Here is a 14940-nt window from a genome sequence, read left to right on the forward strand (position 1 = left end):
GCGCCGCTCAAGCCGTCCGCGGCACGCCCAGCATGCGCCGCAGCGTCTCCAGGATCGTCTGCGGGTTCACCGGCTTGCTGAGGATCTCCAGCGGCTTCCAGCGCTCGTCCGTCAGGTCGGTGTCCTGGGTCAGGAAGCCGGTCATCACCAGCACCGGCAGCGTGACATGGCGCGCCCGCATCTCGCGGATCAGCGCGTGCCCGTCCATGCGCGGCATCCGCAGGTCGGTGATCAGCGCGTCGGCCGGATCCTCGGCGTAGCGCTCCATCGCCTCGATCCCGTCCCCGGCCAGCGTCACGCGAAAGCCCTTGATCGACAGGAAATCCTCCAGGGCCATCGCGGCCAGGGCCTCGTCCTCGGCGACCAGGATGTGGAAGGGGTCAGGCATGCGACAGCTCCCGATCCTGGGGGGCGAGCGGCTGAACCGGCAGCGTGATCGTGAAGCGCACGCCGCGGCGGCCACCGCCCAGCTCCACATTGACCGCCTCGATGCGGCCGTTCATCGAGTCGATGATGCCATAACCGATCGACAAGCCAAGCCCCGATCCCTTTCCTACATCCTTGGTCGTAAAGAAGGGATCGAAGATGCGCGGAAGTATCGCCGGGTCGATGCCGCCGCCATCGTCGGTCACCTGGATGACGGCGACGCCCAACGTCGCGTCGTCGCGCACCGCCACCTCGATGCGGCCGGCCGCCTCATCGCCCGCCGCCCGCCGCGCCAGAACGGCGTCGCGCGCGTTGGCCAGCAGGTTCAGCACCACCTGCTCGAGTTGCAGGGGACGGCCGCGCACCACCAGCTCCGCCGCTCCGCCCGTCACGGCTTGCGGGGGCAGCTCCTCGCGCAGGTCGATGTTCTCCAGCCCATACTGGTGGCGGACCAGATCGACGGCGCTGCGGACGCTGCCGGCCGGCGCGAAGTCGCACTGCCCGCCGCCGTCGCGCCGCCCGAAGGTGCGGACATGGTCGATCAGCTTGCCCATCCGCTCGGTCTGCTCGATCACCAGCGTCATGGTCCGCTCCAGCCGGACCGGGTCGGTGGCGCCCGCGCGCAGCCGGTCGAGGGCGTTCTCGATCCACAGGCGGATGACGTTGAGCGGCTGGCTCATCTCGTGCGCCATGCCGGCCGCCAGCGTGCCGAGCGTCGCCATCTTGGTGGTCTGGACCAGATCCTCCTGGAAGCGCTTGCGCTCGGTGACGTCGCGGCCGCTGCCGAGAATCTGGGACACCCGCCCGTCCGCGTCGCGCACCGGCACCAGAACCGTGTGGAAGACCCGGCGGCCGGCCGGCAGATCCAGCGTCTCCTCGTAATCGACCGGGACTCCGCCGTCGCGGCATTCGGTGTAGCGGGGAAGGATGTCCCCGGCCAGGGACGGATCCAGCGCCTCGGTGACGAGCCGGCCGCGCAGGCGCTCCGGATCGAGCCCGGTCACCCGCGCCAGAGCCGGGTTGATCGCGTCGTAGACGAACTGCCCGTCGGGCCGCACCGAGACGATGAACAGCGCTTCGCCCAGATTGTTGAAGAAACCGGAATAGCGCTGCTCGGCCTGACGGCGGATCTCGATCTCGCGCTGGAGCGCCTCGTTGGCTTCGGCCATCTGACGCGGGCTGGGCAGGGCCAGCAGGCGCGGCATCAGCAGCCACAGCGTCACCGCCGTCAGCAGCGAGACCAGCGCGGTGAAGCCCTTGATCACCGCCTCGGTAACGTAGTCGGCGTTCCACAGGGTCCAGATGTTGAAGAAATGCGTGGTGCCGCAAGCGAGGATGAAGACCGCGAAAAGCACCGCGACCCAGCCGAAGGCGATGTCGCGGCGGCGATGGACGAAATAGAGCAGGGCCAGCGGAATCGAAAAATAGGACAGACCGATCAGGCTGTCGGCGCCGACATGCAGCGCCAGTATGTCCGGTCTCCACAACAGGCACACGCCGTGCGGCACGAACTCGCTCGCATCCCACACCGACTCCAGTGCTCCCGCCATACGGACCTCGCTTCCCTGCCCCGGCCCGGCCCCCTGGTCACCGGATCGAGGTGACCGTTTCGAGCCGAAACAACCCGAAGCCATGCCACGTTTGACCAATGGATTGACGCCGTCAAGACGCCAATCGGTCCACTCCATTCATCGAAGGAAATAGAGTCAGGCCCCCCGGCCATGCCCGCCGACCGGCAAATCACCGGCTGGGCGCGAGAGGGCGGCGGCCCATGGGGATCGAGCCGCCGCCGACGCTCGCAAGCGGTGCCTGTCAGGCGGCCGTGTGGACCTTGCGGTTCTGTTCGCGCGTCTTGAGGAAGCGCAGGGCCGGATAATCCTCCTGCGACCGGTTCAGGTGCCAGGCGTTGCGGGCCAGGAACACCAGCGCGCCGTCATGGTCCTCCGCCAGCGCCGAGCGGTTGAGGTCGATGAACTTCTCCAACTGGACCTTGTCGTCGGTCTCGATCCAGCGCGCGGCGTCGAGCCCGGCCCCCTCGAAGCGGGCCTGGAGTCCGTACTCCGCCTCGATGCGGGCGGCGAGCACCTCGAACTGGAGCTGACCGACCACGCCGACCACCCAGTCGGCCCCGGTCAGCGGCTTGAACACCTGGGAGGCGCCCTCCTCCGCGAAATGCTCCAGCGCCTTGCGCAGATGCTTGACCCGCATGGGGTCGTCGGGCCGCACGCGCTGCAACAGCTCCGGCGCGAAGCTCGGCACGCCGGTGAAGCGCAGCTCCTCGCCCTCGGTCAGCGTGTCGCCGATTCGCAGGGATCCGTGGTTGGGGATGCCCATGATGTCGCCCGGCCACGCTTCCTCCGCCACCTCGCGGTCGCGGGCCAGGAACAGCACGGCGTTGTTCACCGCCATCAGCTTGCCCGAGCGGACATGCTTCAGCTTGGCGCCGCGCTTGTAGCGGCCCGAGCAGAGGCGGACGAAGGCGATGCGGTCGCGATGGTTGGGGTCCATGTTGGCCTGGACCTTGAACACGAAGCCGGTGATCTTCTCCTCGTCCGGCTGGACGGTGCGCGGATCGGCCGGCTGCGGGCGCGGCGGCGGCGCGTTCTCGGCCAGACCCGACAGCAGCTCGCGCACGCCGAAGTTGTTGATCGCCGAGCCGAAATAGATCGGCGTCAGGTGGCCGGCGCGGTACGCCTCCAGATCGAAGGGCGGCATCAGGCCGCGCGCCATCTCGACCTCCTCGCGCAGCTTGGCGGCGGCGTGGGCGGGCAGCAGCTCGTCGAGCCGGGGGTCGTCGAGGCCGTTGCACTCGATGCCCTCGTCGATCTCGTCGCCCTTGCTGCGGTCCATCAGGATCAGCCGGTCGCGGATCAGGTCGTAGCAGCCGAGGAAGTCGCGGCCCATGCCGATCGGCCAACTCGCCGGGGTGACCTCCAGCGCCAGCGAGCTTTCGATCTCCGAGATGAGGTCGAAGGGGTCGCGGGCCTCGCGGTCCATCTTGTTGCAGAAGGTGATGATCGGCACGTCGCGCAGGCGGCAGACCTCGAACAGCTTCAGCGTCTGCGATTCGATGCCCTTCGCCCCGTCGATCACCATCACGGCGCTGTCCACGGCGGTCAGCGTGCGGTAGGTGTCCTCCGAGAAGTCCTCGTGGCCCGGCGTGTCGAGCAGGTTGAAGGTGCGCCCGTCGTAATCGAAGGTCATCACCGAGGCGGTGACCGAAATTCCGCGCTCGCGCTCCACCTTCATCCAGTCGGACTTGGCGCGGCGCTGCTCGCCGCGCGCCTTGACGGCGCCCGCCATCTGGATGGCGCCGCCGAACAGCAGCAGCTTTTCCGTGAGGGTGGTCTTGCCGGCGTCGGGGTGCGCGATGATGGCGAAGGTCCGACGGCGGGAGACGGCGTCCTGAAGCTCGGACATGCGCTAGGTCCCGTAACTGAGGCGATGAAGGATCGAAAACGGCGAAAAGGGCCGGCAGGCGGATCGCGCCCCCCGGCCCTCGTCGCTTCTTCCGCCTCTACATAGCAGCCGGTGGGTCCGGTTTCCAGTAGACCCGCATCATGGGGTCAATCGTCGCCCATCGGGAACTCACCGTCACAGCAGATCATGTACCGAAGCGCCGGCGCCGGCCCCTTGTCGCGCAGATCCGGCAAGGCGAAGGTCGCCTGCCCCGGATTGCCGCCCCACTTGTTCCCGATCAGGGAGTAGAGGGCCTGCATGCGATGATCGCTGCCGAAGGACAGGACACGTCCGTCGCACGGGAGGAAGCCGCGCGGAGTCCTGTCGAACGGCACCAGGATGATTTCACCAAGAAAACGTTCCACGTCATCTCTCCATGTCGCATCGCCACGAATGCCGGCCCTTCAGGAAGCAGCTCGGCACGGGAGAGAAAAAATCGCATGGAACACGGATAAGGCGTTGTCCGCAACCTGTCTTTCGCGAAAAAGGACGCGGGCGCGGTGCGCGGGAAAACCCGTCTCCCGCGCACCGCGCCCTTGCGCCACCCGTTAGAGCGCCAGCTCGGCGATCTGCACCGCGTTCAGGGCCGCGCCCTTCAGCAGCTGGTCGCCGCAGACGAAGAGGTCGAGGCCATGGTCGCCGAAGACGAGGTTGCTGCGGATGCGGCCGACCTCGACGTCGAACTGGCCGGCGGCGTTCAGCGGCATCGGGTAGGCGCCGTTGGCCGGGTCATCCACCACCTTGACGCCGGCGGCGTCCGCCAGCACGGCGCGGGCGGCGTCCGGCGTGACCGGCTGGAGCGTCTCGATGGTGATGGCCTCCGAATGCGCCCGGTAGGTCGGGATGCGCACCGCCGTGCAGCTCAGGGCCAGATCGGGCAGATCCAGGATCTTCCGCGTCTCCCAGGTGACCTTCATCTCTTCCTTGGTGTAGCCGTTGTCCTGGAAGGCGTCGATCTGCGGGATCAGGTTGAAGGGGATCGGGTGGCGGAACACGCTGTTGGTGACCGGCTTGCCGTCGAGCTGGTTGCGGGTCTGCTCCTCGAGCTCGGCCATGCCCTCGGCGCCGGCGCCGCTGGTCGCCTGATAGGTCGAGACGATGACGCGGCGAAGGCCGAACGCCTTGTGCAGGGGCCCGAGCGCCACCACGGCGATGGCCGTCGTGCAGTTCGGGTTGGCGATCAGCCGGCTGCCGGCCTGGAAGGCCTCATGGAAGGCGGCGGCGTTGATCTCCGGAACGATCAGCGGAATGTCGGCGTCGTAGCGGAAGGCCGAGCTGTTGTCGATCACCAGCGCCCCGGCCGAGGCGAGGTTCTTGGCGTGCTCCTTGGCGAAGTCACCCGACACGGCCAGCAGCACCACGTCGTAGCCCTTCACCACCTCGGCGTCGAAGGCCTTGAGGGTCAGCGGGCCGTAGGGGCCGTCCTGCACCTTGCCGGCGCTGCGCTCCGACGCGAAGAGCGCGATCTCGGAGACCGGGAAGTTGCGGGCGTGGAGGACGCTGACCATCTCGCGGCCAACGGCGCCGGTGGCGCCGACGACGGCGACGCGGCGGGGGGCGGGAGAGGCTTGGTTGCTGCTCATTGTCGGGGTCCGTTCCTGTCTGGTCCTGGTGGTTGGACCGGACGCAGACCCCGGATACGACGAGGCCCCGTCCGTGTCCGGCGGGGCCTGCCTCGTGGAAGATACGCGCGGATCGGTCCGATCAGCACACGCCACGAGACGGCCCGCCGCAGCGAGTCGCTTTTTTCGTAGTCGTGGTGGTGATGGCGATGCGGATCATGGTCACGCTTCATACTGGACCGCGCGGGGCTTGTAAAGCGCCCGCGCGGCCGTCGCCGCATTTATTCCAACCGCCCCCAGGTTACGGCCGGAAGCCGTCGCCCTCGTGGATCGGCTTGACCGGGTGCACGTCCCAGATCTCCTTGGCGTACTCGTTGACCGTGCGGTCGGACGAGAACCAGCCCATGCTCGCCGTGTTGAGGATCGCCTTGCGGGTCCATTCCTCCGGATCGCGGTAGAGCTGCATCGCCGCCTCCTGCGCCCGGCAATAGTCGGCGAAGTCGGCGGTCACCAGGAAATGGTCGCCGCCGTCGGTCAGCGCCTGGAGGATCGGGTGGTAGCGGTTGCGGTCGTCCGGCGAGAAGACGCCGGTCGAGATCATGTCGAGCGCCCGCTTCAGGCTGGGGTTCGAGGCGATGACCTCGCGCGGGTTGAAGCCGCCCGACGCCCGCAGGTCGTTCACCTCGTCGGCGGTCATGCCGAAGATGAAGATGTTGTCGGGGCCGACATGCTCGCGGATCTCGACGTTGGCGCCGTCCAGCGTGCCGATGGTCAAGGCACCGTTCAGCGCCAGCTTCATGTTGCCGGTGCCCGACGCCTCCATGCCGGCGGTGGAGATCTGCTCGGAGATGTCGGCCGCCGGGATGATGATCTCCGCCGCGGTGACGTTGTAGTTGGGCAGATAGACGACCTTCAGGTTGTCGTGCACCGACGGGTCGTGGTTCACCACCTTGGCGACGTCGTTGATCAGTTTGATGATCAGCTTGGCCATGTGGTAGGAGGGCGCCGCCTTGCCGGCGAAGATCTTGGTGACCGGCACCCAGGAGACGGTCGGGTTGTCGCGCATCTCGTTGTAGAGCGCCACCGTGTGCAGCACGTTGAGGAGCTGGCGCTTGTACTCGTGCATGCGCTTGACCTGCACGTCGAAGATGCTGTCGACCTGCACCTCCTCGCCGGTCTGGCGGGCGATGTAGGCGGCCAGCCGCTTCTTGTTCTTGCGCTTGGCGCGGCGGAACTCCTCGCGGAACACCACGTCGTCGGCCTTCTCCTTGAGCGCCGAGATCTGCTCCAGGTCGGAGATCCAGCCCTCGCCGATGCGCGACGTGATCAGCTCCGACAGGGCCGGGTTGGCCTGCTTCAGCCAGCGGCGCGGGGTGATGCCGTTGGTCTTGTTGTTGATGCGGTCGGGGAATTCCTCGTGGAAGTCGGCGAAGACCGTCTGCTTCATCAGGTCGGTGTGCAGCGCCGAGACGCCGTTGACCTTGTGCGAGCCGAGGAAGGCCAGGTTGCCCATGCGCACGCGGCGGTCGCCGCGCTCGTCGATCAGCGACAGGCGCGACAGCTTGGCGTTGTCGCCCGAGGTCCGCGCCTTGGAGCGGTTCAGGAACTTGGCGTTGATCTCGTAGATGATCTGCATGTGGCGCGGCAGAACGCGCTCGACCATCCGCACCGGCCAGGCTTCCAGCGCCTCCGGCAGCAGGGTGTGGTTGGTGTAGGCGAAGGTCGCCCGCGTGATCTCCCACGCCGCGTCCCAGCGCAGCGCGTGCTGGTCGACCAGCAGCCGCATCAGCTCGGCGATGCCGATCGCCGGGTGGGTGTCGTTGAGCTGGATCGCCGCCTTGTTCGGCAGATTGTCGAAGCTGGTGTGGTGCTGGAGATAGCGGCGCAGGATGTCCTGCAACGACGCCGAGGTGAAGAAGTATTCCTGCTTGAAGCGCAGCTCCTTGCCGGTTTCGGTGGCGTCGTTCGGGTAGAGGACGCGGCTGAGATTCTCCGACAGGATCTTCTGCTCGACCGCCTTCATGTAGGCGCCGTCGTTGAAGTGCCCGAAGTTGAAGTCGCGCGTCGCCCGCGCCGACCACAGGCGCAGCGTGTTGATGGTGTCGCCGCCGAAGCCGACCACCGGCGTGTCGTAGGCCATCGCCAGCACGCGGTCGGCGTCGACCCAGCGGTAGGCGCGCTCGCCGACGCTGTCGCGGAACTCCTCGACGCGGCCGTAGAACTGGACCGGGTAGAGCACCTCCGGCCGGGCGAACTCCCAGGGGTTGCCGAACTGAAGCCACTGTTCCGGGTATTCGACCTGCCAGCCATGCTCGAAGCGCTGCTCGAACAGGCCGAACTCGTAGCGGATGCCATAGCCGTAGCCGGGCAGCCCTTGGGACGCCATGCTGTCCAGGAAGCAGGCGGCGAGACGGCCGAGGCCGCCGTTGCCGAGTGCCGCGTCCGGTTCGGAATCGGTGACGTCGTCCATCGACAGGCCCAGCCGGTCGAGCGCCTGCCGGCACTCCTCGATGATGCCCAGGTTGGACAGGCTGTTGGTCAGCAGCCGCCCGATCAGGAATTCGAGCGAGAGGTAGTAAACACGCTTGGCATCCTCGTGGTAATAGCTGCGCGTCGTGTCCATCCAACGGTCGACGACACGGTCGCGGACGGCCAGCGCCACGGTGTGGAACCAGTCGCGGCGCGTCGCGGCGCGGGCATCCTTGCCGACCGAATAGACCAGCCATTCAAGGAATGATCGTTTGAGGCCGTCGACATCCAGACTGCGGCGTTCGATTTCACGGGATTTGTACCGAGCGTCCATGTCTTGACCTTCTGCGTTGACTGGGCCAGCGGGAGCGGGAGGATCACGAGGGGGCGTGGATCACACGGCCGGCGCTTCCTGACGACAACAGTCCATTGGCTTGGTTAAGCATTGCTTTCCGGAATCGGCGGAGCGCCCGCTTTCCCTTTGGTGCAAAGGGAGTAGGATGGCTCGCCCTCCTCTTCCGACCCCTCAACGATGCGTCACGAAATCGATCCTGTCCACTGCGCCGCAACACCGATTGCGTTCCGCCGGGCCGAATTGCGCGACATTCCGGCGCTGCTGGCCATCGAGGATCTGTGCTTCCCGACCGACCGGATGAGCCGGCGCAACTTCCGCTACGCCATCACGCACGCCAAGGGTGCGTTCCTGGTGGCCGAGCGGGCCGGGCGCGTCGCCGGCTATGGGGTCGTCGGGTTCCACGCGGGGACGCGGATCGGCCGCCTGACCTCCTTCGCCGTCGATCCCGGCTGCCGCCGGCTGGGGATCGCCCGCCGCCTGCTGGCGGCGCTGGAGGACGCGGCGCGGGGCCATGGCTGCCGCGCCATCCGGCTGGAGGTGCGGCGCGACAACACCCCGGCCATCGCCCTCTACACCCGCACCGGATACGGCGTGTTCGGCCTGTACCTCCAGTATTATGAAGACGACATGGCGGCGTTGCGATTGGAAAAGCGGCTGGAGGCCTGAATCGTTCCGGTCCGGCAACCGTCGCGCGCCCTGTCATAACGATAGGGTTAAGCCTTTCTGCGGCCGTCGGGCCGAAATCGCCGCCCGACCTCGCCGAAGTCGCTCTTTCCGCCCCCGGCCGGGGAACAACCCGGATCGCCCCGCGTTCATGAACCAACGCGATCATCACCGGGAGCGTTCTCCAGAGCGGTCCGCCGCCGGAAGCGCCCCCTTGCCGAGCGATGAGGGACCTATGACGACCGTTCGTTCCGCGCGCCTTTCCGGCTCCATCGGCCGGGCCTTCTAACCGCCGTTACCGACCCCGACACCGCCTTGTCACTCCCCGGAAACCGGCCCGCGATCGAACCGCGCGCCGGATGGGGAATCGTCGTCTCCGTCCGGGCGCCACCCGGCCGGCAGCCCCGCCGCGCCTCCGAACGGGACGCGCGGCGGACGGGGACGCGGCATACCTTGTGGAGGAAATAACGATCATGGCGTACTCGTTCGAATCCGAGCTGATCCGCTGCATGCCCAACCTGCAACGCTACGCCTGCAAACTGACCCGCGACGCCAGCGCGGCGGAGGACCTGATGCAGGATTGCCTGGCCCGCGCCCTTTCCCGTCAGCATCGTTTCGAACCCGGCACGAACATGCAGGCGTGGCTGACCACCATGCTGAAGAATCTGCATTTCAACAACCTCCAGCGCGACCGCCACGTCACCAAGGTGGAGCTGTGGGACGGCGCCATGTCGGTCGAGGCCGCGCAGATGTCGCGGCTGATGTTCCGCGACGTCGACCGCGCCTTTTCCGCCCTCACCCCCAGCCAGCGCAAGGTGGTGAAGCTGGTCGCCATCGAGGGGCGCCCCTACCAGGAGGCGGCGGAAACGCTGAACGTGTCGATCGGCACCATCCGCTCCCGCCTGTGCCGTGCCCGCGAACGGTTGAACAACCTGATGGCCGCCTGACCCTTCCCTCCCCTGTCCCCTTTTCCCGACTCGCCCGAGGCCCCTCCCCTTCGCGGGGGAGGGGCCTTTTCCATGCTCGCCCGCTCATTTCCATCCGCCAGATCGAGCCCCGGAGACGGCCCCGGAGTCAGTCCCGGAATCAGCCATTGACCACGGTGCCGCCGTTCGGATGCAGCACCTGCCCCGACATGTAGGAAGAGTCGCTCGACGCCAGGAACACATAGGCCGGCGCCACCTCGTCGGGCTGGCCGGCGCGCTTCATCGGGGTGTTGCCGCCGAACTCGGCGACCTCCTCGGCGGTGAAGGTCGAGGGGATCAGCGGGGTCCAGATCGGGCCGGGCGCCACCGCGTTCACGCGGATGCCGCGCTCCGTCAGCGCCATCGACAGCGAGCGGGTGAAGGCGACGATGGCCCCCTTGGTCGCCGAATAGTCCAGCAGCTTCGGGCTGCCCTTGTAGGCGGTGACCGACGCCGTGTTGATGATGCAGGCCCCCTCGGTCATGTGCGGCAGGGCGGCCTTCACCAGATGGAACTGGGCGAAGACGTTGGTGCGGAAGGTGCGCTCCAGCTGCTCGGCGGTGATGTCCTCGATCGACTCCTGCGGGTGCTGCTCGGCGGCGTTGTTGACGAGGATGTCGAGGCGGCCATGCTCCCCGATCATCCGCGCCACCGCCTCGCGGCAGGTCTCCTCCCGGCCGGCGTCGCCGCGCAGAAGGGTGCAGGGCTGCCCCTCCGCCTCCACGAGGCGGCGGGTGTCCTCGGCGTCCTCGTCCTCGCACAGGTACAGGATGCCGACTCTGGCGCCCTCTCGGGCGTAGAGCACGGCGACGGCGCGGCCGATGCCGCTGTCGCCGCCGGTGATCAGCGCCACCTTGTCGCGCAGCTTGCCGCTGCCGTGGTAGCCGGGGGCCGTCTCGGACGGCTTGGGGTGCATGGGCCCCTCATGGCCGGGGCGGCTGTCCTGATGCTGGGGCGGTTGGCGGCTCTCTTGTCGGGCCATGGCCTTCTCCTTTGCGGTGGTCCGGATGGGGCGACCGGAACATGCGTTGCACTGTCACAACAGAAGGCGGATCCAGGCGTTCCCGGCGGAAATGGCCGGGAACAACCCTCCCGCACCGCTGTTACCCTCCGCGAGAGACACGGAAAAGGATGATGCTGGGGGCCGAACGTCGAGGGGAAGAGCGTGGACTGAGCCTTTCGTCCGACTGGCGAGGGCCACGTTGCACACCATAAGATGAGGTAGGCTCCGTTCCGCCAGCCCATGCAGGATGGCAACACCGCCGAATGCCGTACGGTTTGTTTTCGTCCCCTGGGCTTGATCCCCGGCGACCTCCGGGAACGACAGACATGAAGCGTGTGACGATGACCGATATCAACGCCTATCTGGACGGCGCCCTGGACGACCAGGAGCGCCAGCGGTTCGAGAGCGCCGTCGAAAGCGATGCCGACGCCAAGGCGCTGCTGTCGCTTCACCGCCAGCATGTCGAGGAGCTTCACCGGCTCTACGACCCCGTGCTCGACGAGGAGGTTCCCTCCCGCATGCTCGATCTGTTGCGCAAGCGGAACAGCTAGGCGCGCGCTTCCGCGCGCTCCATGTCGCCGAAGAGCGGGATGACGCAGGACAAGGCGACCGGTTCGGTTCCGGCCGCCTTTTTTATACCCTGACGCGGGCCGGAACGGCTTTTTCGCATGCGCGGGACGGCGCGTTCGGCTATCGGATCCGGGCAAGCCGGCCGGCGCGACCGCGCCGGGGCTCGACCGGAACCGGGTGAGACGACGGGCATGGCGCGCAGACGGGCCGAACCGAGCATCCTGCTCGGCCCCATTCTTTATTTCCGTGGCGAGCAGCGCGACCGCTGGTGGCTGTCCGCCCTGTTCGTCCTCGACGGCGAGGTCGAGCCGGAGGATCTGCGGGTCGACGGCGTCACCCTGCCCGTTCCGCCGCGCCATCTGACCCAGTGGCGGCGACGCCATGTCTGGCGCTTCGACTTCGCGGTGCCGCGCGGCATGCAGGACACCGACGTCACCTACGGTTTTCCGGACGGGCCGTCCTGGAGCATCGTCGTTCCGGGTCGCTTCTCGCGCCCGCGCCTCGCCTTCGTCTGCGGGGGCGGAACGATCGGAACCGGCGCGGAGCCCGGCCTGTGGGGGGACCTGCTCGCGCGCCACGCCACCGACCGCCACCATCTGCTGCTGCACGGCGGCGGGCAGATCGACGGCGACGCCGTGATGGCCGAGTCCCCGCAATTCGTCGCGTGGCGCCGCCAGTCCGGACGCGCGCGGGCGACCCAGCTCTTCTCCCCGGCGATGGCGGAGGAACTGATCGACGCCGGCTTCGAGCGCTATCTTCGCCAATGGGCGCAGGCGGACACGGCGCAGACCCTGGCCAGCATCCCCTCGGTCATGATGTGGGACGACGCCGACATCGCCACCGGCTGGGGCCGCCTGCCGGAGGCCGAGGCGGCGAGCAAGGTCATGCGCGGCGTCCTGATGGCGGCGCGGCGCAACGCCTCGCTGTTCCAGATGGGGGCGCTCGCCGAGTCGCCGCCGGACTGCGCCTGGGGCGCCGCCCGCGGAACGGCGAGCCAGGGCTTCCACATCGGCGAGACCGGCCTGCTGACGCTTGACGCGCGCGGCGAGCGGACACGGAGCCGGATCCTCTCCGACGCCAGTTGGGCGCAACTGCCGGACTGGCTCGACCGTTTCCAGGATTGCCGGCACCTGATCCTGATGACCGGAACGCCCCTGCTGTTCCCGGCGACGGCCGGGCTGGAGCGGCTGGCCTCCTGGCTGCCGGGGATGGCCGGACGGGCCCGTTCGCTGGGGGACCAGTGGCGCAGCCGGGACCATGCCGCCGAATGGGAGCGGCTGATCGGCACGCTGACCGACTTCTCCCGCCGCACCGGCTGCCGCGTCACCGCCCTGTCCGGCGGCGCGGGCTTCGCGGGCCGATCGGTGCTGCGCGGCGGCGGCGTCGAACTCTGGCAACTGCTGGGGCCGCCGCTGACCGCGACTCCGCCGGCCGGTTGGCTGGCCCAGGCGATGGAAAGGCTGGCGGCGCGGCGGGAACAGCCTTTGCCCGGCCATGGGCTCGACACGCCGGCCTTCGCGGAAACCGGCCGCCGCACCATCGCCAAGCGCGGCTGGACCGCCCTGGCCTTCGACGGCAAGGGGCAACTGCACGCCCGCTGGACCGCCGAAAAGGACGAGACGCGCTACGCCCAGGCGATCTGAACCCTGGCGATCCGACTTTTGGCGATCAGAGCGGCCGTTCGGCCACGAACAGCAATCCCGGCACGCCAACGCCCTTTTCCCGGCGCGGGGTGCAGGGCTCCATCAGCCGGATCGTCAGGCCGGCCGCCTCGGCCGTCGCCCGCAGGTAGGTCTCGGCGTGGGCGTAGCGGCGCGCCGGGCCGAGGGTGAAGCCGTCCTCCGGCGAGCGCTCCACCGTCGCGGCGAACCGGCCGCCGGGAACCAGCGCCCGCGCCGCCGCCCGGAAGACCGGATCGAGGTCGCCGATGTAGACCAGCACGTCGGCGGCCACCAGCAGATCCCAGGCGGCCGGAGCCTCGTCGAGCGCGGCCACCACGTCGCCGACCCGCAGGTCGTCGTAGAGCCGCCGGTCGCGCGCCTTGTCGACCATGCGCGGCGACAAATCGACTCCGGCGAGAAAACCGGCGAGCGGACGGAAGCTCACCCCCGCCAGACCGGTGCCGCAGCCGAGATCGAGCACCCGCAGCCCGGCGGCCGGCCCGATCGCCCCGGTCCCCACCCTCGCACCGGATCCGCTCACCCGGTCCACCGCCGACCGCAGCAGATCGGGAGCCGCGTAACCGAGCTTGCCCAGCAGATCCTGGTCGAAACGGTCGGCGTAGCGGTCGAACAGCGCCCGGACATAGGCGGCGGACAGATCGGCCCCCTCCCCGGCCTCCAGCGCCGCGATCAGGGGCGCGATGCCCAGCCGGTCCTCCGGATCGAGGGCGCGGGCGCGGCGCAGGGCGCTCAGCGCCTTCTCCGGTTCGCGCAGGGCGATCCAGGCGCGGCCGACCGCATGGTGCAGAACCGCGTCGTCCGGCGCGCGGCGGGACAGCGGTTGCAGCAGCTCCACCGCGGCGAGGGCGTCCCCGGCGGCGACCAGCGCCTCGGCCAGCTCCAGGGCGGACTCGGAGTCGTCGGGGCGCAGCGCGGCGGCCTCCCGATGTTCGGCGAGCGCCTCCGCGGCGCGGCCGGCGGCGCGCAGGGCGCGGGCATGGCCGAGACGGACCGGTGCCGAATCCGCCCGCTCCTCCGCCAGGACCCGGTAGAGGGCGATGGAGTCGTTCAGCGCGCCGGCGAGCCGCAGCGCCTCGGCGAGCCCCAGCCGCCACATCCAGGAACGCGGATCGATGGCGACCGCACGGGCGTGGGCCGCAACGGCGCCGGCCGTCTCCGCCAGGGCGGCCCAGGCCTCGCCGTTGCCGGGATCGGCGGCGACCGCCAGGCGGAAGGCGGCGGCCGCACCGTCGGCGTCACCGGCGTAGAGGCGGTCGTACCCCCGTTGAAACAGGCTGTCGATGTCCACGGCGATAGCGCCGGCGGCCGGGTCCGATGACACGCGCGTGATCCTCAAGGATGCGGGGGAACGAAACGGGGCGCCCGCCCGGCGGCTCGCGGCGACTCGCCCGAGTCCGGGGCGTTCGCGAGGCTGGAGCCGGGTCATGGGGCGGCACAGCTTATTGCCCGATCATGTTGCGCCGCGCAAGGGGGTCCCGAAAATGATCCGGCCGTGTGATTCCGGCGACACGCGGTTGCAGTAGCCCTTTTTTCGTAGGGTCTCGCCCGGCCGTTCGGAGAGGTCATGACCCATTGTGCAGTTTCGGCTTAATTCAAAGGCTTATGGCCGGAATCACAGGGCATAGGCACGCCGATTCGCCGCCTTCTGTGACATTCGACGAGCGAAGGGTGTGGTATTACCAAGGCGCAAGTGGGTTGACGATGGATCAAATTTTTGGAAATGTCACCCCGGCGCCCGATTGGGAGGCGTCGAACCCAGGTTAGGAGGCGGTCGCCGTAAGCGACT

At 68.6% G+C, this 14940-nt stretch carries 12 protein-coding genes; 4 read left to right on the forward strand and 8 right to left on the reverse strand.

Features of this window, described 5'->3' with window-relative positions; all coding sequences use genetic code 11:
- Positions 1-7 precede the first annotated feature (7 nt).
- The 6 genes from J2847_RS03745 to J2847_RS03770 form a co-directional block, all read right to left on the reverse strand.
- On the reverse strand, positions 8-388 hold the full coding sequence (locus tag J2847_RS03745; protein ID WP_085556627.1) for a response regulator: 381 nt from the start codon (positions 386-388) through the stop codon (positions 8-10).
- Positions 381-1976, reverse strand: a complete 1596-nt coding sequence (locus tag J2847_RS03750; RefSeq protein ID WP_209777087.1) for a sensor histidine kinase — start codon at positions 1974-1976, stop codon at positions 381-383. The genes J2847_RS03745 and J2847_RS03750 overlap by 8 nt, the downstream gene beginning before the upstream one ends.
- Positions 1977-2238: 262 nt before the next feature.
- Positions 2239-3846 (reverse strand): peptide chain release factor 3, encoded by a 1608-nt coding sequence (locus J2847_RS03755; RefSeq protein WP_085556625.1) that lies wholly within the window; start codon positions 3844-3846, stop codon positions 2239-2241.
- A 146-nt stretch (positions 3847-3992) separates the two neighbouring features.
- Entirely contained in the window at positions 3993-4250 is a 258-nt protein-coding gene (locus J2847_RS03760) for a phage tail protein (RefSeq protein WP_209777088.1), read from the reverse strand.
- 183 nt (positions 4251-4433) lie between these two features.
- A complete protein-coding gene (locus J2847_RS03765) occupies positions 4434-5468 on the reverse strand; it encodes an aspartate-semialdehyde dehydrogenase (protein ID WP_209777090.1) in 1035 nt (344 codons plus the stop codon).
- Positions 5469-5748: 280 nt separating this feature from the next.
- Positions 5749-8250 (reverse strand): glycogen/starch/alpha-glucan phosphorylase, encoded by a 2502-nt coding sequence (locus J2847_RS03770; RefSeq protein ID WP_209777091.1) that lies wholly within the window; start codon positions 8248-8250, stop codon positions 5749-5751.
- 261 nt (positions 8251-8511) lie between these two features.
- On the opposite strand from J2847_RS03770, the gene rimI reads away from it, so the two are divergent.
- Entirely contained in the window at positions 8512-8937 is a 426-nt protein-coding gene (gene rimI / locus J2847_RS03775) for a ribosomal protein S18-alanine N-acetyltransferase (protein ID WP_209777093.1), read from the forward strand.
- Between the two features lie 470 nt (positions 8938-9407).
- Entirely contained in the window at positions 9408-9881 is a 474-nt protein-coding gene (locus tag J2847_RS03780; protein ID WP_085556621.1) for a sigma-70 family RNA polymerase sigma factor, read from the forward strand.
- A 139-nt stretch (positions 9882-10020) separates the two neighbouring features.
- On the opposite strand, the gene J2847_RS03785 is transcribed toward J2847_RS03780, so the two are convergent.
- Positions 10021-10881, reverse strand: a complete 861-nt coding sequence (locus J2847_RS03785; protein ID WP_209777094.1) for an SDR family oxidoreductase — start codon at positions 10879-10881, stop codon at positions 10021-10023.
- 347 nt (positions 10882-11228) lie between these two features.
- Between J2847_RS03785 and J2847_RS03790 the strand changes: the two genes are divergently transcribed.
- Positions 11229-11453: an anti-sigma factor family protein gene (locus tag J2847_RS03790; RefSeq protein ID WP_085556619.1), complete on the forward strand. Its 225-nt coding sequence runs from the start codon at positions 11229-11231 to the stop codon at positions 11451-11453.
- Between the two features lie 210 nt (positions 11454-11663).
- Positions 11664-13115, forward strand: coding sequence for a hypothetical protein (locus J2847_RS03795; protein WP_209777096.1), 1452 nt, complete (start codon positions 11664-11666; stop codon positions 13113-13115).
- Positions 13116-13140: 25 nt separating this feature from the next.
- Here J2847_RS03795 and J2847_RS03800 read toward each other — a convergent pair whose 3' ends face one another.
- A complete protein-coding gene (locus tag J2847_RS03800; protein WP_325169324.1) occupies positions 13141-14475 on the reverse strand; it encodes a tetratricopeptide repeat protein in 1335 nt (444 codons plus the stop codon).
- Between the last annotated feature and the right edge of the window lie 465 nt (positions 14476-14940).

Source organism: Azospirillum agricola (genome assembly GCF_017876095.1).
In the GTDB taxonomy this organism is placed as follows: Bacteria; Pseudomonadota; Alphaproteobacteria; order Azospirillales; family Azospirillaceae; genus Azospirillum; species Azospirillum agricola.

Excerpts from the sequence above, each read along its gene's own strand:
- J2847_RS03770 (WP_209777091.1), bottom strand. The coding sequence starts at position 8,250 with ATGGACGCTCGGTACAAATCCCGTGAAATCGAACGCCGCAGTCTGGAT.
- J2847_RS03785 (WP_209777094.1), bottom strand. The coding sequence starts at position 10,881 with ATGGCCCGACAAGAGAGCCGCCAACCGCCCCAGCATCAGGACAGCCGC.
- J2847_RS03795 (WP_209777096.1), top strand. The coding sequence starts at position 11,664 with ATGGCGCGCAGACGGGCCGAACCGAGCATCCTGCTCGGCCCCATTCTT.
- J2847_RS03765 (WP_209777090.1), bottom strand. The coding sequence starts at position 5,468 with ATGAGCAGCAACCAAGCCTCTCCCGCCCCCCGCCGCGTCGCCGTCGTC.
- J2847_RS03780 (WP_085556621.1), top strand. The coding sequence starts at position 9,408 with ATGGCGTACTCGTTCGAATCCGAGCTGATCCGCTGCATGCCCAACCTG.
- J2847_RS03790 (WP_085556619.1), top strand. The coding sequence starts at position 11,229 with ATGAAGCGTGTGACGATGACCGATATCAACGCCTATCTGGACGGCGCC.
- J2847_RS03745 (WP_085556627.1), bottom strand. The coding sequence starts at position 388 with ATGCCTGACCCCTTCCACATCCTGGTCGCCGAGGACGAGGCCCTGGCC.
- J2847_RS03755 (WP_085556625.1), bottom strand. The coding sequence starts at position 3,846 with ATGTCCGAGCTTCAGGACGCCGTCTCCCGCCGTCGGACCTTCGCCATC.
- J2847_RS03750 (WP_209777087.1), bottom strand. The coding sequence starts at position 1,976 with ATGGCGGGAGCACTGGAGTCGGTGTGGGATGCGAGCGAGTTCGTGCCG.